The organism is Streptomyces sp. NPDC006487, from assembly GCF_042870555.1.
Classification (GTDB): Bacteria; Actinomycetota; Actinomycetes; order Streptomycetales; family Streptomycetaceae; genus Streptomyces.
Map to the genome: position 1 here is coordinate 1 of NZ_JBIAHN010000030.1, position 19,440 is coordinate 19,440.

The 19,440-nt window shown below is 73.6% G+C and carries 18 protein-coding genes; 12 read left to right on the forward strand and 6 right to left on the reverse strand.

Features of this window, described 5'->3' with window-relative positions:
* The first annotated feature begins 295 nt into the window (after positions 1–295).
* Positions 296–1,627 carry an NAD(P)/FAD-dependent oxidoreductase gene (locus tag ACFYM0_RS36215; protein ID WP_388509461.1) on the forward strand — a complete coding sequence of 444 codons (1,332 nt, stop codon included), beginning with the start codon at positions 296–298 and terminating at the stop codon, positions 1,625–1,627.
* Between the two features lie 14 nt (positions 1,628–1,641).
* Here the strand turns inward: ACFYM0_RS36215 and ACFYM0_RS36220 are convergent, their stop codons facing one another.
* Both ACFYM0_RS36220 and ACFYM0_RS36225 read right to left on the reverse strand, forming a co-directional pair.
* The gene (locus ACFYM0_RS36220; RefSeq protein WP_388509464.1) at positions 1,642–2,835 is read right to left on the reverse strand and encodes a sensor histidine kinase; all 1,194 of its coding nucleotides are present in this window, start codon (positions 2,833–2,835) and stop codon (positions 1,642–1,644) included.
* Positions 2,832–3,488, reverse strand: coding sequence for a response regulator transcription factor (locus tag ACFYM0_RS36225; RefSeq protein WP_388509467.1), 657 nt, complete (start codon positions 3,486–3,488; stop codon positions 2,832–2,834). Before ACFYM0_RS36225 ends, ACFYM0_RS36220 begins: the two co-directional genes overlap by 4 nt.
* A gap of 232 nt (positions 3,489–3,720) precedes the next feature.
* Here ACFYM0_RS36225 and ACFYM0_RS36230 point away from each other — a divergent pair, with 232 nt between their 5' ends.
* The 5 genes from ACFYM0_RS36230 to ACFYM0_RS36250 all read left to right on the forward strand — a co-directional run bounded on the left by ACFYM0_RS36230 (position 3,721) and on the right by ACFYM0_RS36250 (position 9,976).
* Positions 3,721–4,236: a hypothetical protein gene (locus tag ACFYM0_RS36230; RefSeq protein ID WP_388509470.1), complete on the forward strand. Its 516-nt coding sequence runs from the start codon at positions 3,721–3,723 to the stop codon at positions 4,234–4,236.
* A 2-nt stretch (positions 4,237–4,238) separates the two neighbouring features.
* Entirely contained in the window at positions 4,239–5,405 is a 1,167-nt protein-coding gene (locus ACFYM0_RS36235) for a peptidoglycan-binding protein (protein WP_388509474.1), read from the forward strand.
* Positions 5,402–6,145 (forward strand): ABC transporter ATP-binding protein, encoded by a 744-nt coding sequence (locus ACFYM0_RS36240; RefSeq protein WP_388509477.1) that lies wholly within the window; start codon positions 5,402–5,404, stop codon positions 6,143–6,145. Before ACFYM0_RS36235 ends, ACFYM0_RS36240 begins: the two co-directional genes overlap by 4 nt.
* Positions 6,146–6,186: 41 nt before the next feature.
* The gene (locus ACFYM0_RS36245; RefSeq protein ID WP_388509480.1) at positions 6,187–7,374 is read left to right on the forward strand and encodes an ABC transporter permease; all 1,188 of its coding nucleotides are present in this window, start codon (positions 6,187–6,189) and stop codon (positions 7,372–7,374) included.
* Between the two features lie 100 nt (positions 7,375–7,474).
* Complete coding sequence (locus ACFYM0_RS36250; RefSeq protein ID WP_388509483.1) at positions 7,475–9,976, forward strand: protein kinase; 2,502 nt, start codon at positions 7,475–7,477, stop codon at positions 9,974–9,976.
* Positions 9,977–10,071: 95 nt separating this feature from the next.
* Here ACFYM0_RS36250 and ACFYM0_RS36255 read toward each other — a convergent pair whose 3' ends face one another.
* A complete protein-coding gene (locus ACFYM0_RS36255; protein WP_388509486.1) occupies positions 10,072–11,118 on the reverse strand; it encodes a M4 family metallopeptidase in 1,047 nt (348 codons plus the stop codon).
* A gap of 256 nt (positions 11,119–11,374) precedes the next feature.
* Between ACFYM0_RS36255 and ACFYM0_RS36260 the strand changes: the two genes are divergently transcribed.
* The 3 genes from ACFYM0_RS36260 (at position 11,375) to ACFYM0_RS36270 (ending at position 14,390) form a co-directional block, all read left to right on the forward strand.
* The gene (locus ACFYM0_RS36260) at positions 11,375–12,133 is read left to right on the forward strand and encodes an RNA polymerase sigma factor (RefSeq protein ID WP_388509575.1); all 759 of its coding nucleotides are present in this window, start codon (positions 11,375–11,377) and stop codon (positions 12,131–12,133) included.
* A complete protein-coding gene (locus tag ACFYM0_RS36265) occupies positions 12,130–13,041 on the forward strand; it encodes a hypothetical protein (protein WP_388509489.1) in 912 nt (303 codons plus the stop codon). Before ACFYM0_RS36260 ends, ACFYM0_RS36265 begins: the two co-directional genes overlap by 4 nt.
* Positions 13,042–13,274: 233 nt before the next feature.
* Complete coding sequence (locus tag ACFYM0_RS36270) at positions 13,275–14,390, forward strand: TDT family transporter (RefSeq protein ID WP_388509493.1); 1,116 nt, start codon at positions 13,275–13,277, stop codon at positions 14,388–14,390.
* A gap of 101 nt (positions 14,391–14,491) precedes the next feature.
* On the opposite strand, the gene ACFYM0_RS36275 is transcribed toward ACFYM0_RS36270, so the two are convergent.
* From ACFYM0_RS36275 to ACFYM0_RS36285, 3 genes are read right to left on the reverse strand one after another with little or no spacing between them, the layout of a single operon-like run.
* Entirely contained in the window at positions 14,492–15,157 is a 666-nt protein-coding gene (locus ACFYM0_RS36275) for a disulfide bond formation protein B (RefSeq protein WP_388509496.1), read from the reverse strand.
* A 26-nt stretch (positions 15,158–15,183) separates the two neighbouring features.
* Complete coding sequence (locus ACFYM0_RS36280; protein WP_388509499.1) at positions 15,184–15,342, reverse strand: hypothetical protein; 159 nt, start codon at positions 15,340–15,342, stop codon at positions 15,184–15,186.
* Between the two features lie 31 nt (positions 15,343–15,373).
* On the reverse strand, positions 15,374–16,375 hold the full coding sequence (locus ACFYM0_RS36285; RefSeq protein WP_388509502.1) for a LysR family transcriptional regulator: 1,002 nt from the start codon (positions 16,373–16,375) through the stop codon (positions 15,374–15,376).
* Positions 16,376–16,484: 109 nt separating this feature from the next.
* Here ACFYM0_RS36285 and ACFYM0_RS36290 point away from each other — a divergent pair, with 109 nt between their 5' ends.
* The 3 genes from ACFYM0_RS36290 (at position 16,485) to ACFYM0_RS36300 (ending at position 19,433) form a co-directional block, all read left to right on the forward strand.
* On the forward strand, positions 16,485–17,747 hold the full coding sequence (locus ACFYM0_RS36290; protein WP_388509505.1) for a VWA domain-containing protein: 1,263 nt from the start codon (positions 16,485–16,487) through the stop codon (positions 17,745–17,747).
* Entirely contained in the window at positions 17,747–18,529 is a 783-nt protein-coding gene (locus ACFYM0_RS36295; protein WP_388509508.1) for a hypothetical protein, read from the forward strand. Before ACFYM0_RS36290 ends, ACFYM0_RS36295 begins: the two co-directional genes overlap by 1 nt.
* A gap of 130 nt (positions 18,530–18,659) precedes the next feature.
* Positions 18,660–19,433: a class I SAM-dependent methyltransferase gene (locus ACFYM0_RS36300; protein ID WP_388509510.1), complete on the forward strand. Its 774-nt coding sequence runs from the start codon at positions 18,660–18,662 to the stop codon at positions 19,431–19,433.
* The last annotated feature ends 7 nt before the right edge of the window (positions 19,434–19,440 follow it).

The following is a 19,440-nucleotide window of genomic DNA, read 5'->3' on the forward strand; positions in this document are numbered from 1 at the left end:
GGCCATGGACAGGACGTTCTCGAAGCCCAGGGACTCGGCGAACGCCTGACCCGGACCCCCCAGGTCCAGCTCCGCCGCGACCGAGGTCCGGCCGTGGGGGGGGGGGGGGGGGGGGGGGGCGCCCCCCCCCCCCCCCCCCCCCCCCCCCCCCCCCCCCCGCCCCGCCCCGGCCCCGCCCGCCCGGTCTCCGTGATCGGCACGATCTTGACAACCCTTCATGGGCATGACACCTGTGGGGTGCTGCACCACTCCCACTCCCGTCAGCGGCACCCACCCCGAAGGGGGCGATCAGCGCATGCCCATGCCTGAGAACGCGGAATACGACTACGACGTCGTCATCAGCGGAGCCAGTCTCGCCGGCAGCGCCGCGGCGATCCTGCTCGCTCGACGCGGGGTCCGCGTCGCCCTGCTGGAACGCCGCTCGGACCCCGAGGCGTACAAGGTGCTGTGCACCCACTCCATCACCGCCAACGCCCGTCCGGTGCTGGACGAACTCGGCCTCGCCCCTGCCCTGGAGGAGGCGGGAGCCCTCACCAACGCGGCCCGCTGGTACACCCGTTGGGGATGGATCACACCGAAGGCGGCGCCGGGCGGGCCCGCGTTGCCGTACGGGTACAACGTCCGGCGCAGCACCCTCGACCCCTTGATCAGGTCCCGCGCGGACCAGACCCCCGGCGTCGACCTGCTTCTCGGGCACCGCGTGACCGGGCTGCTCCGGGAAGCCGGACGGATCGCCGGGGTCCGCGCGTCGACCCCGCACGGCGAGCGCGAGATCCGGGCCCGCCTGGTCGTCGGCGCCGACGGAAAGGACTCGGCCGTGGCGGAGTTCGCCGGGCTCCGCACCTGGAAGTACGAGAACACGCGGTTCGGCTACCTCGCGCACTACCGCGGCCTTCCGCTGCCCGGCGGGGTCGGCCAGACCTGGTTCCTCGAACCCGACATGGCGTACGCGTTCCCGAACGACGACGGGGTGACGGTCATCGCGGTGCTCCCGGACAAGGAGAAGCTCCCGGCCTTCCGGGAAGACCTGGAGGGCAGCTTCTCCGCGTTCGTCCGCGCCCTGCCCGAAGCGCCGCCCATCGACTCCGCCGAGCGCGTTTCGAAGATCATCGGCGCGGTCGACTACCCCCTCCTCATGCGCAAGCCGACCGCACCGGGCCTGGCCCTCGTCGGCGACGCCGCCCTCACCGGCGACCCCCTGTGGGGCGTGGGATGCGGGTGGGCCCTGCAGAGCGCGCAGTGGCTGGCCGAGGCCGTCGCCCCGGCCCTGACCGGCCGGGGCAAGCTCGACAGATCGCTCGCACGGTACGCGCGCAGACACCAGTGGCGGCTTAGCGGCCACCAGCAACTGGCCGTCGACTTCGCCAAGGCCCGTCCGTTCAATCCCGTGGAGGAGCTGGTGTTCTCGGCGGCGGCCCGCGATGCGGCGATGGCGCGGCACATGCACCTGTTCGCCTCCCGCCTGATCGGCCCGGTGCGCTTCCTGAACCCCCTGACGCTGGCCAAGGCCGTGGTCGTCAACATCAGACATCGCGAGGCGCCCGTACCGCCGGACGCCCCGCGGGACGACTCACCGAACGGGTCACGGAACGGCCACGGCGCGCAGGACGCCCGGGAGACCGCCTGAGACGGCCCGGCCGATCAGCTCCCTTGTGCACCACGCCTGTTGCGGGCCGGCAGGAGGACGCGGACCGTCAGTCCCCCGCCCGGGCGGGGCGTGGCCGCGACCTCGCCGTGGTGCGTGGCGGTGATCGCCCGGACCACGGCGAGTCCGAGTCCGAACCCGCTGCCGCGCTCCCGGCCCTGGTGGAACGGCGCGAACAGGGCCGGAACCTCCTCCGGAGGCAGGACGGGGCCGGTGTTGGAGACCTCCAGGAACACCGTGCCGCCCGCGGCGCCGGTCGTGATCGCGGCGGTGCCGTCGCGGTGGTTGTGGCGTACCGCGTTGGCCAGCAGGTTGAGCGCGACCTGCCGGAGCAGTGCGGGATCCCCGTCCACCGGCGCGGTCCCCGCGTCGAGCGTGACCCGGACCCCGGCGCTGCGGGCCTCCTCGGCCAGCTCCCGCGTCGCGGCCCGGGCGGCGTCCGCCAGATCCGTCGACCGCAGCGCCAGCGCGGCGGTCTCGGCGCGCGCCAGGGTCAGCAGGGCTGCGATCAACCGCTCGATCCGCACGTTGGCGTCCAGCGCGCGGAGCACCGAGGGGCGCAGGTCGTCCGGGACCCGCCCCCGGGCCAAGGGGATCTCCAGCGCGGTGCGCAGTACGGTCAGCGGGGTGCGCAGCTCGTGCGAAGCGTGCGCGGTGAAGCTGCGCTGGGCCGTGAAGCTGCGGTCGAGCCGGTCGAGCATGGCGTCGAAGGTGTCGCCGAGTTCGCGGATCTCGTCGTACGGACCGTCCAGTGCGAGCCGCTCGTCCAGGCTGCTGCCGGTGCTGATCCGCCGTGCGGCCGCGGTCACCTGGTGGAGCCTGAGCAGGGAGCGGTGGCTCGCCCACCAGGCCAGCAGGGCGGCCAGCGCCGTGAAGACGGTGAGCAGCAGCACGGAGCGGGTCAGCAGGTCGCCCAGGATGGCGTTCTGGAAGTGGTCGAAGGCCCGTGCCGGGGTCGTGAGGACGGCCTCGGTGGATCCCGGGGGCAGGTCGGCGGGCGCCGGGTCGGGGAGCGGCGGTTCCGGAATCCCGACGGCCTGCGTGATGAGGTCGCGGTTGGCCTCGATGAGCTGGCGTGAGCTGAGCCAGTTCAGCGCCAGCACCCCGCAGCCGAGTACGGCGAAGACGGCCGTGGTCACCAGGGTCAGCCGGCCGCGCAGCGGCAGGCGGCCGGGGCCGAAGCGGCTCACAGCCGGTATCCGTAACCGGTGTCGTGCACGATCAGCGGCGGGTCGCCGATCTTTCGGCGCAGCGCGTGCACGGTGACGCGGACCGCCGTGGTGGCCGGGTCGAGTCCCGTGTCCCACAGCCGTTCCCGCAGCTCCTCGGTGGTGACCGGGGCGCCGTCCGCGGCCAGCAGCAGTTCCAGGACGCCCAGTTCCTTGGGCGTCAGGTGCAGCGGGCGGCCGTCGCGTTCGGCGACTCGGCGCACCGTGTCGAGGCTGATTCCGCGCCGGGTGAGCACGACCTCGGCCCGGCCGGGCGCGGAGCGGCGGCCGAGCGCACGCAGCCGGGCGACGAGCTCCAGGTAGGAGAAGGGCTTGGTCATGTAGTCGTCGGCTCCCTGGCCGAGGCCTTCGACCAGGTCGGACAGGGTGTCCGCGGCGGTGAGCATCAGGATCCGGGCGGGATGGCCCATCGCGGCGAGCGCGCGGCACACGGCGTCGCCGCCCAGTCCGGGCAGGTCCCGGTCCAGGATCACCACGTCGTAGTCGGCCTCGCCGGTCCGCCGGAGCGCCTCCAGGCCGTCGTGGGCGAGGTCGCAGAGCATCCCCTCGTCGCGGAGCCCTTCGGCGAGCATCACGGCCAGTTCCCGCTCGTCCTCGACAATCAGCACCCGCATCGCGTCCCGCTCCGTTCGCCCGTGCCGCCGCTGTTCCTTCCGGGCCGGCGCCGGAGACCAGCCTGCCCGCAGGCGGGTTAGCCGGTGGTTAGGCGCGCGATCACAGGTGGCTCACCGCGCGGCCCGTAGAACTTGGGCGTTCATCGGGAACGCCCAGGGAGTGTGGGACATGCGAAGCTCATCCGCCGCGATACGCGAACGGTCCGGACGAGGGCCACGAGGGCCACGAGGCGTGCGCGCGCTGCCCGCCGCGGCCGCCGCGGCGGTGGTGGTGCTGGCCCTGGCAGGCTGCTCGGCCTCCGCCCCGGTGCCCGAGGTCGCCGGAGGCGAGCGCGGGGGGCAGGTCAAGCCACAGGACGACAACGCGGTCCGCCGGGCCTGGGTGGACTGCATGCACCAGCAGGGGCAGACGAGCGTCGAGCAGGACAAGGACGGCAACATCGGCTTTCCGGCCGCGAGCACGGACTCGGGCATGCCGTCCGGGTACGACGCCGCCGCCCGGCTGTGCGACGAGAAGGTGCCCGGCATCCACCAGGTCCAGCAGGCCGACAACGCCAAGTTCCTGGAGATGGCCCGCAAGTGGGTCGAATGCGCGCGCAAGAACGGATACGCCGACATGCCGGACCCGGACCCCAAGGAGGGAACGGTCATCGTCCCGCGCGCCCTGTTCGACGCAGTCAAGTGGGATGCCGCCTCGCGCGCCTGCGAGGCAAAGTTCCCGCTGCCCGGCTACCGGATCGGTGAGTGAGCGTGACCCGCACGGTGGAGCCCCTTGAACCCCTCGAACCCCTTCGGACCGCGGCACCCGCGGAACCCGTAGCGCGCGGGAAGAAGCGCGGCAGGGTCCTCGTCCCGCTGCTGCTCGTCGCCGTGGTGGCCGGGGCCGGGGCTGTCGCCGTCGCCCGCCCGTGGGACCGCGGCACCGGGGGGACCGAGCGGGACGGCGTGGAGTACGGCCTCGCACCGGTGGAGCAGGGCTCGCTGTCCAGCAGCATCCAGCTCACCGGCTCGCTCGTGTACGACGCGCCCGCCCCCGTCCTCCCGGCCGCCAAGGGCACCCTCACGGGGCTCCCGGCCGTCGGCGCCCTCGTCAGGGCCGGACAGAAGCTCTACGAGGTGGACGGACAGCCGGTGGTCCTGATGGTCGGCGACCGCCCGATGTGGCGCGATCTGGGCCCCGGTGTTCCCGCCGGCTCCGACGTGGAGCAGCTCGAGCGCAACCTGCTCCGGCTGGGCCACGCCAAGGGACTCGGCCTGACCGCAGACCAGAAGTTCACCCCGGACACCGCCACCGCCGTGAAGCGGTGGCAGAAGTCCCTGGGTCTGAAGGAGACCGGCACGGTCCCCCTCGGCGGCATCACGATGCTGCCGCAGGAATCCGTACGCGTGCAGCAGGTCGGGGCGCAGCTCGGCGCGGCCCTGGGCGGTTCCTCGATCATGACCGTCACCCGCGAGGATCTCGTGGTCACCGCTCGGCCGGCCGAGAACCAGCTCTCCCGGTTCAAGCCGGACGGGCGGGTCCGGGTCAAACTGGCCGACGGCTCCGCCGTCGAGGGCCACATCCGTTCGCTGATCCGAGGCTCCGGCTCCGGCTCCGGCGGGGAGGACGGGTCCGGCGAGGGCCAGGGTCAGGGCGGAGCCAAGACCACCGTGACGATCGTGCTCGACGGCCAGGAACAGGCGCAGCGGGCGGGGCAGTCCGCGGTCACCGTCACCGTGGTGGGCGACACCGCCGAGCACGCGCTCATCGTTCCGGTCACCGCGTTGCTCGCCCTGGACGGCGGCGGCTACGGCGTACGGGTCTCCGACGGCCCCGCCCCCCGGCTGGTCAGAGTCCAGCTCGGCCTGATCGCCGACGCCAAGGCGCAGATCACCGGCGACGTCCGGCCCGGCGCGCAGGTGGTGATCCCGAAGTGACGGCTCCCCTCGCGGCGAACGCCGCCCCCGTCCTGGAGTTGTCCGCCATCGTCAAGGAGTACCCGGGCACGCCCCCACTGCGCGTCCTGCACGGCATCGACCTCACCGTCGAAGCCGGTGAACTCCTCGCCGTCGTCGGCCCGTCCGGCTCCGGGAAGTCCACCCTCCTCGCGCTGTTCGGCTCGCTCGACCGGGCCACCTCGGGCCGTCTCCGCTTCGAGGGCCGCGATCTGGCCGGTCTTTCCGACCGGGAGCTGGCCGCACTGCGGGCGCACCGGATCGGCTTCGTGTTCCAGCAGTTCTTCCTGCTGTCGGGGCTCACCACCGTCGAGAACGTCGCGACCGGGCTGCTGTACGCCGGGGCGCCGGTCTCCGAACGGCGCGCGCGGGCCGTCGAGGCGCTGCGCTCGGTGGGGCTCGGGCACCGGCTGGACCACCGCCCCGACCAGCTCTCCGGCGGCGAGAAGCAGCGCGTGGCGATCGCCCGCGCGCTGATCGGCCGTCCGGCACTGCTGCTCGCCGACGAGCCCACCGGGGCGCTGGACAGCGTTTCCGGCGCCGCCGTGGTCGAGCTGCTGCGCACCCTGAACGCGGACGGCACCACGGTGGTGGTCATCACCCACGACCGTGCGCTGGCCTCGTCGTTCCCCCGGCGGGTCGGCATCCATGACGGCCGCATCGAGTTCGACGAACGTGTCCCGGAGCCCGTCGGAGCCGGTCGGGAAAGGGCCGACCGATGAAGGGCCGAGCCGTGAAGGGCTCAGCGATGAAGGGCTCAGCGATGAAGACGCCTCGTACCCGGCTGCGCCCCACGGACCTGCTGCGCCTGGGCATGATCGGGCCGCGCACCCGCAAGGTGCGTACCGCCTTGTCCGCACTGGGCATCTCGCTGGGCATCGCCGCCGTGGTCGCCGTCACCGGCATCTCGAACTCCAACCAGCAGCACCTGCTGGCACGGCTGGACCAGCTCGGCTCCAACCTGATCACCGTGGCGCCCGGCAAGGGGCCCGACCAGCAGCCGGTGCCGCTCCCGCTCACCGCGGAGAAGATGCTCTCCGCCATCGCGCCCGTGCAGCGGACCACCGCCACCGGGGCCACCAAGGCCCAGGTGTACCGCAACGACCTGGTGCCGGCGCAGCAGACCGGCAGCCTCACCGTGCTGGCCGCGCGCCTGAACCTGCTGGAGGTGCTGCGCGCCGAACTGCACAGCGGACGTTGGCTGGACGCCGCGAGCGAGAACCTCCCGGTGACCGTGCTCGGCGGCCGGGCCGCCCAGCGCCTCGGCGTCACCGGGCCGGGCGAGCGGGTGTGGCTGGGCGGGCAGTGGTACCGGGTGCTCGGCCTCCTGGCCCCGAACGAACTCGCCCCCGAGCTGGGCACCGCGGCCCTGGTCGGCTGGCCCCAGGCGGTCGCCCACCTGGGGGCGGACGGGAGCGCCGCGACCGTCTACCTGCGGTCGCACTCCGAACGCGTGCCCCAGGTCCAGGCGGTGGCCGCGGCCAGTGCGAACCCCAGCACCCCGACCATGGTCGCGGTGAGCCGGCCCTCCGATCTCCTCCTGGCCCGCACCGAGACGGAGAACAGCCTCACCGCGCTCGTACTCGTCCTGGCGGGCGTGGCGTTGCTGGTGGGCGGCGTGGGGATCGCCAACACCATGGTCGTCGGCGTGATGGAACGCCGGGGCGAAATCGGGCTGCGCCGCGCCCTGGGCGCCCGGGGCGGCCAGATCTCGGCGCAATTCCTGCTGGAGGCCGTGCTGATGGGCTTCATCGGCGGAATGGGCGGGCTGCTCCTCGGCAGCCTGACCGTGTACGGCTACGCGCTGGTCCAGGGCTGGCCGGCGGCCATCCCGCCCTACACCCTGGTCGCCGGCCCCTCGGTCTCGGTGGGGGTGGCCGCGCTCGCCGGGCTCTACCCCGCACTGCGGGCCGCCCGGGCCTCTCCCACGGACGCCTTGCGCTCGGCGTGACGCATGCGGTTCGGCGCGTGCCCGGTGCCTTCACCTTGTGATTGCGCAGGTCCGGGGTAGGGTGCCGCCGACGGACGTACTCGGGTGGGCGGGACGGGACATGACACTGCGGGACGGGGATCCGCGCGCGATCGGCGGGTATGTCCTGATCGCCCGGCTGGGTTCCGGCGGGATGGGGACGGTGTACTCGGGGCGGGCCGCTTCGGGGCGGCTCGTCGCGGTGAAGCTGGTGCACCAGCAGTTCGCGGACGACCCGGAGTTCCGGACCCGGTTCCGGCAGGAAGTGGCCGCCGCCCGGCGGGTGAGCGGGGCCTTCACCGCCGCGGTGGTGGATGCCGACCCGGACGCGGAGCGGCCCTGGATGGCCACCCAGCTGGTGCCGGGGTGGACCCTGGGCGCGCGGGTGAAGGCGGACGGGCCGCTGCGCGGGAGCGAACTGCGCGTGCTCGCGCTGGGACTGGTGGAGGCGCTGCGCGAGCTGCACACCACCGGGGTGATCCACCGGGACCTGAAGCCCGACAACGTCATGCTGACGGACGACGGGCCGCGGGTCATCGACTTCGGGATCTCGCGGGCGGCCGGGCAGCAGACCCTGACCTCGACCGGGCAGATCCTGGGGACGCCGCCGTACATGTCGCCCGAGCAGTTGTCGGCTCCGGCCCGGGTGCGGGCCTCCTCGGACGTGTTCTCGCTGGGGTCGGTGCTGGTGTTCGCGGCGACCGGGCGGGGGCCCTTCGACGCGGAGTCGCACTACATGACGGCCTACCGCGTGGTGTCGGAGGCGCCGGACATCGCGGGGCTGGCCGATGCGCTACGGGCCGTGGTCGGGGCGTGCCTGGCCAAGGAGGCGGCAGACCGGCCGGGACCGGACGAGCTGTTGGCCGCGCTGGCACGGATCCCGGCGGCCGACTGGGAGAACCCGCACCGCGAGGACGGTGACCCGGACGGGGAGGACCGTAAACCCCGCGGAGCCGGTACCTGGACCGGCTCGCGGGCAGGCGCCGAAGCGGAGCCGGCGGCCGGTGCCGTCGCGCGAGCCGGCTCAAGGGCGGACGCGGACGGAACCAGGGGCCCCGCGGGCTCGACCGCCGCGCCCCCGGAGGGGGCCGAGGACCTCGAAGGGCTGCTCACCCGGCCGTCGGGGCCACCGACCGGCCCCGCCGCAGACCCGGCGGGCCTGCGGCTCCGGCGGGTGTCCGGGCCGCGCAGACGCGCCCTGCTCACCGGGCTGCTCGTGGCCTCGCTGCTGGTCGGCGGCGGCTACTTCCTGGGGTTCGCCCCGCGGGACGGCGGCACGCGGGACGACGCCAAGGCCCCCGCGTCGTCCACCGGGCCCTCCGTGTCCCCCGGCGCCTCCGGCCCCGCCACGCGTACGCCCTCCCGGCCGTCTGTCACCGGGACCCTGGCCCCCTACGTGGCCACCGACGGCGGCAGCCCGGCCGGCAGCCGGGCCTACGCGGACACGCCCGCCCGGCGCCCCGCCGGATGGCGGGCCTGGGACGGCGCGAAGGACGAGGGGGCCTGCGTGTACGCGGACTCCTCACTGGTGTGTACGCAGCCCCGTCCCGCCAAGGAGCTTCCGGGCGACGGACTCAGCCGGTTCAACGCGGCGACCGGCGAGCTCCTGTGGGGGCAGCTGCTGCAGGACTCCGTGGAAGGGCAGGCCCCCCTCGTGGCCCCCGGCGCGGTCACCGGCACCCACACGGTGATCGTGCCCGGCAGCAAGGCGTTCACCGCGCTGGACCTCGTCGACGGCACGCCCCGCTGGGAGTTCCCCACCAAGGAGAAGCTGAAGCGGGCGGTCCTGGACTCGGCCGGCAGCCGCGTGTTCGCCGTCTCCGCGTCCGGCACGGTCACCGCCCTGGAGACCCGGTACGGGAAGCTCCTGTGGCAGCAGGCTGTGTCCGGGTCCGAGGACGGTTACCCGGCGCTGCGCGTCGACGGGGACCGGGTGTACGTACAAGGGCGGACCCAGAAGCCCGACATGGGCTTCCAGACCTTCGTGACCGCCCTCGACGGGGCCACGGGCAAGAAGCTGCCGTTCGGGACGCCCCAGGACGGCACCCGCTTCGCGATGCCGGGGACGTGCGAGACCCGCGGACTGACGCTGGCAAGGGACTTGTACGAGGCCACCGTCTTCCTGTGCAGCAAGGAGAACGGAGCGGGCGTGCTGCGCGGTGAGCCGGCCCAGCGGCGGAGCGCCGACCTGCCGTACGCCGGAACGACCCTGTCCGGGCCCGCCGCGGCCGGGGACAAGGTGTACCTGATGGCGACCGCGGCGGGCGGCGAACCGGGCTTCATGGAGCTCAACCAGGAGTCCGGCGGCGCCGTGTGGCGGATTCCGCTGGCGAAGGAGTGCACCGACCCGGAGCGCCCGGAGGCCGCGAACGCGGTGGTGGTGACCGACGGGCTGGCGTACGTACGCTGCCGGACCGCGGGGGTGGTCATCGACCTGGCCTCCCGCAAGCAGACGGGCCGCTTCACCGTCCCGGGCGGCGTCCGCCCCGGGACGGACGGCCCGTCCGGCTTCCTGGTGGTGGGCGGAATCGTCTTCACTCCCACCGCCAAGGGGTGGTCCTCGGTCGAACCCTCCCCGGTCTAGGGTCGAACGGCAACGGGACGAGGCGATTCCCGGTGACCGGGCCTGGTCCCCGGTCCTCGGTCCCCGGTCCTCGGCCCTCGGTCCTCGGAGACTGCCTAGCCGATTCCGGGGATCCGGCGGTCCCTGAACGCCGTCCGGACTGCATCCGCGGCGCTCGTCCCGTACATGCTCCGCGCGGTGGCGATCGTGGCGAGCGCCGCGTCCCGGAAGCTGGTGTCGGGGGCGAAGTCGAACTGTGCGTTGACGATGATGCGGTCGGCCGTCCTGGCACCCAGGGCCCCGCGGATGTCGAGGAGGGCTCGGGACCAGATCTCGCCGTCCTCGTGCACCTCGCCGGTGCGGTCCGCGTAGACCTTGTCGCCGTCGATGCGGCGCAGGCAGTGCGGGGCCGCGCTGTAGCCGACCGAATCCCAGTCGGCCACGCACGCCGGGTCCGTCCCGCGCGGCCAGCCGCGGACGGCCGCGGCGTGGTCGCCGACCGAGACGGCCAGGTAGTCGCCGAAGGCCTCGCCTATCGCCCCGGCCTCCGGGGAAGTGCCGAAGCCGGGGACCTGCGCGTGGTGCACCGCGTGCCCGTACTCGTGGACGATGACCTCCGCGTCCTCGGCGTCGTCGACGCCGCCCTTGCCGAAGCGGATCTCGGCCTTCTTGTCGGTGAAGAAGGAGTTGTCGGCGCCCCACTGGTTGATGCGGACCGGCTGGGCGCGGTCGTTGGCCCCGGGCAGTTCGCTGCCGAAGCCGAGGCCTTGCAGGTACTCCTGCGCCTCGTTGACCCAGAAGTAGGCCATGACCTGCTCGAACCCGTCGTCGGCGCGGTTGTAGCGGCCCGCGTCCTGGGCGGCCGCGGGCGCTCCGGTCTCCGACCTGATGTACGCCCACCGGCCGGAGAGGGCCCCGCTGCCGTCCAGGTTGCGGAGCGCGGCCGAGGCGTAGGCGGAGTCGGGTACGGCGGCGGCCGAGTCCTTGGCGTCGACGAGCGTCTGATCACCGGTGGACTGGACGGGGTTCACCATGAAGACGCGCCCTTGGGGCAGACCCGACGCGGGCGCCGAGGCGTCGGCCGAGGCCGGTACGGCCAGACCGAGCAGGGTCAGGGACGCGATCACGGCAGCGGTACGGCCGCGGGAGGTACGGCGGGGCATGGACATCCTCCTGTGAGGGACGTGTGATGCCGGAAGAACGTGCGGGGTGAGGTGCGGACGCGATCCTTGCTCAACGTCCCCGCCTTTGACCAGCCCTGGAGCGAGCCAACTGATCCGCCGCGTCCCCCGGGCGACGGCGGCCGGGTTACGGCCGGGGCTACGGCGGGGCCGGAAGCGGGGCCGGAAGGCGGGCCGGAAGCCCGGCCGGAAGCGGGCCGTCGCGACCGGGATGAGACCCCGGCCCGTGTGGCGCATGATGTCCCGCGTGCACAGTGCGGAGGAGTTCGGCGGAGCCGACAGCGGAGCGGGCATACCGGGGACCCGGGGTGCCCCGGGAACCCAGGGCTCCCCGGGAGACATGACGAGCGCCGTCCTGGCGGCGCAGCAGGGGGACGAGGCGGCCTTCCAGGCCCTGTTCCGTGCGGTACAGCCCGTGCTCCTGCGCTACCTGACCGTCCTGGTCGGCGAGGACGCGGAGGACGTGGCGTCCGAGGCCTGGCTCCAGATCTCCCGGGATCTGGGCTCGTTCACCGGGGACTTCGACGGGTTCCGCGGCTGGGTGTCGACGATCGGCCGGAACCGGGCCATGGACCTGCTGCGGCGACGCCGCCGCAGGCCGGCCGTGAGCGTACCGGTCGAGTACCTGCACGACCGGGCGGCCACGGAGGACACCGAGGGGGCGGCGCTGACCACGATGGGGACCGGTGCGGCACTCGCCCTGATCTCCCTCCTGCCCCGCGACCAGGCGGAGGCCGTGCTGCTGCGGGTGGTCATGGACCTGGACGCGGCCGGCGCCGCGCGGGTGCTGGGGAAACGGGCCGGGGCGGTACGGATGGCATCGCACCGCGGACTGCGCAAGCTCGCCAAACTCCTCGAACAGCAGGCCACGGACGCTGCGGAGGCCGCGGGAAGCGGGGGCATACCGGGCGAACCGGGTGGTCCGGGGCGGTCCGAAGAAACTTCCGCCCCAGGAGTGACACCGACGACGGCTCCGACGCTGAAGGGCACGACATGAGCACCCACCGATCCCGCCGGATCGACCGCGCCACGGCCGAGCAGTTGCTCGCCGAAGCCCGGTCGCAGGCCTCGGGCACGCCGGGTGCGTCCGATATCTCCGAGTCGGCGGATTCGCGCGGCACCTCGGACCGTCACGAAGCCCTCGCGGGGCTGCTCGCCGCAGCCGCCGCTCCGGCGGGGAAGAACGAGCTGTCCGGTGAGCCGGAAGCACTCGCCATGTTCCGGACCGCTCGCCTCGCCGCCTCGGCCGTACCCGCATCCGTGCCCGCGTCCGGACCCGTACCGGCCTCCCCGAGGCGGTCGTTTCTGACCCCGGTGACGCTCCTCGGCGCGAAGGTCGCAGCCGCCGTACTGGCCGCCGCCCTCGGCGGTGTGGCCGTCGCGGCGGGCACGGGCAACCTCCCCACCCTCCTCGGCGGCGCCCCCGAGCACGGTCTCCCGGCCGCCTCCCCCACGCCCCACACCCTGGTCGCGGACGCGCCGCCCCCCGGAGAGTCCCCCGCACCGTCCCCCGGGGCGTCCGGCCGCTCGTCCGCGGCGGTGCCCGCGGACTTGGCCGAGCTGTGCCGGGCCTTCACCAGCGCCCCGGGGCCGCGCCCCGAGGAGGTCCTGGCCGAGAGGCGGTTCACCGCGCTGGTCGCGGCGGCGGGCGGCCGGTCCGGTGTCAGGGACTACTGCGCTCCCGTCCAGAGCGGCGAGCCGGAACCGGGTGCCTCCGCACCGGCGCGCAACCCGCGGGCCGCCACCCCCAAGCACCCCGGCAAACCCGATCCGAGCCGGCGTCCCGTCACTCCGGGGCCGAGCGCCGGACAGCACGGTCCGCGCACCCGCCCGCCGGGCCCCCCGAACACCGCCCCGTCCCCGCCCCGCCGGAACACCCCGACCGGGGACCCGACTGGGTCCTGAGCGCAAAGTCCTGGCTGCTGCGGGCGGCGGGCGCCATCAGCGTGCCGCGCGCCCCGGCCGTCTTCACCGTCGCCCGCCGGCACGTACGCGAGCGCCGGGTGCCGTAGAGCGGGAAAGCTCGGCCGCCGCGGCCTGCCGTACCTCCCGCTCCCCGTCGCCCCGCCGGCGCCCCGCGACCCCGTCCGCCAGGGCGCCGACTGGTCGGGGTGAGCGCGTCCGGTCACCGTTGACGTATGACGGCACCCTCCCGGACCGGTTCCTCACTCCCCGCCCTGACCGGATCCCGGGGCTCGCGCGTGCGACAGCTCGGCCCGAATTGGTACGCGAGCGTGATGGGCACGGCCATCGTGGCCAACGCCGGCGTGGCCCTGCCCTGGCACGTCCCGGGGCTGCGTACGGCGTGCACGATGGTCTGGGCCCTGTCCGCGGTGATGCTGGCGGTGCTCCTCGTCACCCGGACGGTCCATTGGGCCCGCCACGGCGACCAGGCGCGTGCCCATCTGCTCGATCCGACGGTGGCACCGTTCTACGGCTGCCTCTCCATGGCCCTGCTGGCGGTGGGGGCGGGCACGCTGCTGATCGGCAAGGACTGGATCGGGCTGGGCGCTGCCGTCGCCGTGGACGCGGTCCTCTACACGGCCGGCACGGCCGTCGGGCTGCTGGTGGCCGCCGCCATCCCCTATCTGATGGCGCTGCGGCACGAGCTGAAGCCCGGCAGCGCCTCACCGGTGTGGATCCTGCCCGTGGTCGCGCCCATGGTCGCCGCCGCGCTCGGACCGCTCCTGATCCCGCACCTGCCCGCCGGCCAGTGGCAGCAGGCCCTCCTGCTCGGCTGCTACGCGATGTTCGGGATGAGCCTGCTGGCGACGCTGTGCCTGCTGCCCATCGTCTTCGCCCGGCTGCTGGCGGGCCCGCGGCTGCCGCTCGCCCTCACGCCCACGCTCTTCCTGGTGCTCGGCCCGCTGGGGCAGTCCACGACGGCGGCGAACAATTTCGCCGATGCCGCGCCGCAGGTGCTCCCGGCCCCCTACGCCGAGGGCTTCAGGATGCTCGCGGTGCTTTACGGGGTGCCGACGATGGGCTTCGCCCTGCTGTGGTTCGCGCTGGCGGGCGCGGTGGTCCTGCGGGCCCGGCGCCAGGGCATGGGGTTCTCGATGACCTGGTGGGCCCTCACCTTCCCCGTCGGCACCTGCGTCACCGGCGCGGAGGGACTCGCGCGGCACACCGGGCTGGCCGCCTGCGCCTGGCTCGCGGGCGGGCTGTACGTGTTCCTCGTGGTGGCCTGGCTCACGGCCGGGATCCGGACGCTGCGCGGACTGTTCGCCGGGACCCTCGCCCCGGCCACGTAGCGGATCCGGGTCTGCGGGGTCCGGTCCTGCGGGGTCCGGGCCTGCCGATGCCCCGTGCCGGGGCGGATGGCCGGCCGGGGAATCGGCATGTGCAGGGGGGATCAGAAGAGGTCGGTGAAGAACTGGTAGCCGGTGGGGTCTCCGGGCATCTGCCAGTGGAATCCCTGCAGGAAGAAGCAGGCCACGAAGTTGCTGACGGCGAAGAACGCCAGGACAGCCGGGGTGAGGGTGGCGGCGCGGCGAAGGGCGGGCGAGCCGGCCGCGGCGTCCAGGGGTCCGGCCTGATCGGCCAGGACGAGGTTGACGCCGGCGGCGAGGGCGGCCAGGAAGAAGGTGATGGCGGCCCAGGTGTACAGGTGCAGGCCGAAGAGCGCGCCTGCGTACCCCGGGTCCCCGGGGGCGATGTGCATCAGTACCTGTGCGCCGGAGACGGTCCCGCCGACGAGGGCCGAGACGATGGCGACGCCCCAGCCGGAGGCGAACTCCCCGGTGGTCACCGGCCCCCTGCGGGAGCGGGCGATGATCATGGCGGGCCCGATGGCGCTGAGCAGCATGAACATCCGCTGCAGGAGGCACATGGGGCAGGGGTATTCCCACAGCCCGAACTGGAAGACGTAGGCGCCGCCGATGGTGGCGCACATGCCGAGGACGTAGGCGTGGGCGAACCAGAGGCCCAAGCGCCGGGTGAGCCCGTCGGTACGGGCCCCTGCGGGGGTGGCGGTGGTTTCGATGGGTGCGGTGGGTGCGGTGGGTGCGGCGATGGACATTCCTGCTCCTCCTCAGAAGCTCAGGCTCAGAAGCTCAGGTCGAAGGCGCGGTCGAGGTGGGGGAGGAAGGCGAGGAACGTGACGCTCAGTGTTCCCGCCCACAGCAGGAGACGTGTCCTGCCCGGCCCGTCACGGACCACCGCCAGAACGCATACGGAGATCAGGAGGAAGAGGATGGTGTACATGGTTTCCCTGCTTCATCGGAGGCTTACGCCTTCATCCTCCGGCGGGCAGTTCCGGCCCGGTAGCGGCAACGGATCGATGGATCCATAGAGCAGATCTATGACCTTCCGCCGCCTGTGCACCCGCGGCGAGCTGCCTGCGGGCCAGGGCGTACAGGTCCCGGGCCGGCCCGGTCGGACGCCGGCCGGTGGGCCAGACGGCGCGCAGCGAGCGGCCGAGTTCGAGACCGGTGACGGCCGGGGAGCGCAGGGTGCCGGCGGCCAGCTCGTCGGCGACGGCGAGCGAGCTGAGCACGGCGGGGCCGCCGCCTCCGGCCACGGCGGTCTTGATGGCGGTGGTGGAGGCCAGTTCCAGCAGGGCGGAGGGCTTCCAGTCGGGCAGGTGGGCCGTGATCGCGCGCTCGAAGGCGGTGCGCGTACCCGATCCCGGCTCCCGCTGGATCAGCGGGGCGGCGGCCAGTTCGTCGCGGGTGATGGCGGTGCGCCGTGCCCAGGGGTGCGTCGGCGCCACCACGACGAGGAGCCGGTCCCTGGCCACGGCATGGCTCTCCAGCCCCTTCGGCGCGCGGGGGCTCTCGATGAAGCCCAGCTCGGCGCGGCCGTCCAGGACGGCGCGGGCCACGTCGGCGGAGTTGCCCGATTCGAGGGCGACGCTGGTGGCGGGGTGCTGCGCCCGCAGCCCGATGAGCCACTTGGGGACCAGGTACTCGGCCACCGTCTGACTGGCCGCGACCTTCAGGTGGGAGCTGCGCCGTTCGCGCAGGGCGCCGATGCCGGCGTCCAGCTCGTGCGCCGCGTCGATCACGGTCCGGGCCCACTCGGCGATCAGTGCCCCGGCCGGGGTGGGCTTGGAGCCGAGCGAGGAGCGTTCCAGTACGGGCAGGCCGACGAGCTTCTCCAGGTAGCGGATGCGGGAGCTGGCCGAGGGCTGGCTGATGCCGTGCGCCTCGGCGGCCCGCCCCAGACTGCCGAGCTCGATGACGCTGAGCAGCAGGTCAAGGGCGGGCAGGTCGGGGACGCGCGGAGAGAGGGGCATAGAGCCATTCTATGGATGCACCGATCCGGCTCCGGTGCCGCCGCCGCCCGGCGGTCCGGGAACAGGTGCTCGGTTTGGCGGGTGCGGGGAATCTCAATACGATCCGGCGATGATCACTAGAAGATGGGTGAGGGCCAGTGCGTGCGGCCTGTTCGTCACCCTCGCTGTCGGGTTGTTCCCGTCAGGTGCCGCCGCCGGTGAGCCGGTGGCGAAGGAAGCGCCCAAGGTCGAGTTGGTGCTGGACGTCAGCGGCTCGATGCGGGCGCGGGACATCGACGGACAGACCCGGATGTCCGCCGCGAAACAGGCGTTCAACGAGGTGCTGGACGCCGTACCCGACGAGGTGCAGCTCGGCATACGGACCCTGGGCGCCAACTACCCCGGCCCTGACAAGAACCTCGGCTGCAAGGACACCAAGCAGCTCTATCCGGTGGGCCCCTTGGACCGGACCGAGGCCAAGACGGCGGTGGCCACGCTGGCCCCCACCGGGTGGACGCCCATCGGACCGGCGCTGCTCGGGGCCGCCGAGGACCTGAAGGGCGGCGACGCCACCCGGCGGATCGTGCTCATCACCGACGGCGAGGACACCTGCGCCCCGCTCGACCCCTGCGAAGTGGCACGGGACATCGCGGCCAAGGGCATCCACCTGGTCATCGACACGCTCGGGCTGGTTCCCGACGCCAAGACCCGCGACCAGCTGATCTGCATCGCCGAGGCCACCGGCGGTACTTACACCTCCGTGCAGCACACGGCCGAACTCTCGGGCAGGGTGAAGCAGTTGGTGGGCCGGGCGGCCACGCCGGTGGTCAATCCGGTGGCCACCGAGGGCGCCGAGCAGTGCGCGGGAGCACCGGAGTTGAAGCCCGGTCTCTACACGGACCGCGAGAGCTTCGGTGAGCACCGCTGGTACCGGGTCTCCGTGGCACCGGGCCGGGAACTGCGGGCCTCGGTCAGCATCGGGTCCGACCGCGCCGTGAACAACGACTACGGCGTGCTGCTGCGCGCCACGACGCTGAGCGGCCGGGAGATCGTACGCGGCCAGGAGGCCGGTGACGGGCGGACCGACCTGATCTCGTCCGGGCTGCGCTATCCCAAGGCCGGGAGCGCCGACGACGAGGAGCCGGCCGAGACCGTGTGTCTCCAGGTCAGCAACTCCTTCTCGGCGCCCGCCTCGGTGAAGACCACCCCGGGCATGCCGCTCGAGCTGACCATCGACGTGGTGGACGGCCCGGACGCGGCCTCCGACGTGGCCTCCTTCGGCCTCGGGCGCGGCTGGTGGCTGCTCGGCGCACTGGCGCTCACCGGCCTCCTCGCCGGACTGGTGTGGGGCTGGGTCTCCCGCTGGCGTATCGCGGTCTGGAGGACCAACTGATGAGTGCCCTGAGACATGACCGAAGCGTGCGACGCGCGCTGACCGCCGTTCTGCTCGTGGGCGGCGGCCTGCTCGGGGTGGCGGCCTCGCCGTCGCCGAGCCCGAGCGGCACCGGGAACGGTCCGACCGAGGCCGGAACGGCCTTCCGTACCGCCACCCCGCTCCAGTTGGGGCAGGAGGCCACGGCCGACGCCTCCACGGGCGACTACCTCTACTGGGTGCTCCCCCTGGACTCGGGCCAGCGCGCCACCGTGCGGGCCTCGGTCACCCTGCCCGCCGCGACGGGCCGGCACTCCGCCTCCACGTGGCAGCTCGACGTGTACGACGGCCTGCGCCGCCGCCAGCCCTGCATGTACGGCACGCAGACCGGTACGGCCGCCAAGGACGCCGCCGCCGTCGACCTGTCGTGCACCCTGCGCCCGGTCCGTTCGGGCGCCGATCAGTGGGCCAACGACCCGCTTCCGGGGGCCTATTACGTCCGGCTCACGGTCACCGACCTCGCGCAGGAGGACCTCGGCCAGCCGGTACGGGCACGCGTGCGGGCCGAGGCCAAGGACGTCGGCGGCGCCTACGCCGCCGACAACACCCTGGCCGTGCCGCTCGTCCCCGGCGCCGGCACGGCGTCCGGCGTCGCCCCGGCCGACGGCTGGTCGGGCACCTGGTGGTCGGACCGCTGGCTGTGGACGGCGGCCGGCGGACTGCTCGCCGCCCTCGCGGGCATCGGCGGCTACCGCCTGACGCGCGGCGCGGGCCGCCCGGGACGGGTACCGCCCAGCGCCTGATCCCGCCCGGGTGCGGGGCCCACTGGCCCCGCACCCGGGAAATCCGCGCAGCATCCACACGCCGGAGCCGTTGCCTCCCCCGGGATCCGCCGAGATGATGCGCCACACACGCACATGCGGGGGGCGGCACATGGACGACATGGACAGCGGTCAAGCACGGGGCGATCAGTACGACGACGAGTCGGAGGACTACGTCGCCTACTGGGAGGGGCGCGACTACGAACACGCGGCGGAGATAGCCGCGGTCAAACGACTGATCCGCGGCCGCCGTTACGGACTCGTCTGCGAAGTGGGCGGCGGGTTCGGCCGGTTGAGCCCGGTGCTCAAGGAGTACGCGGACCGGGTCATGATGTTCGACCCGAGCGCCAAGCACGTGGCCATCGCCGGCCGGCTGCTCGCCGACCAGCCCGGGATCACGGCGCACCACATGCGCCCCGGCCACCTTCCGCTGGACGACGGCTCGGCCGATCTCATCTCCATGATCCGCGTCATGCACCACCTGCCCGACCCCGGCCCCACGCTGCGCGAGATGGCGCGCGTGCTGAAGCCCGGCGGACGCGCCCTGATCGAGGTGGCCAACTCCGCGCACATGCTGAACAAGCTGCGCTACGCGAAGCGGCTGCGCGGGGTCCCGCGCGGGCCCGTGGACATCCGCTCCGCCGAGAAGGTGGCCGAGGGCAGCATCCCCTTCGTCAACCACCATCCCGACACCGTCGTAGGGCAGTTCACTGACGCCGGGCTGCGGGTCGAGGACAAGCTGTCCGTGTCCAACATGCGCAGCGGCCGGCTCAAACGGAGCGTGGGCGAGGACCGCCTGCTGGCGGTCGAGCAGCGCATCCAGAGCCCGTTGGCCGCCCTCAACTTCGGGCCCAGCCTCTTCTTCCTGCTCCGGCGGAGCGGGTAGCCGGCCG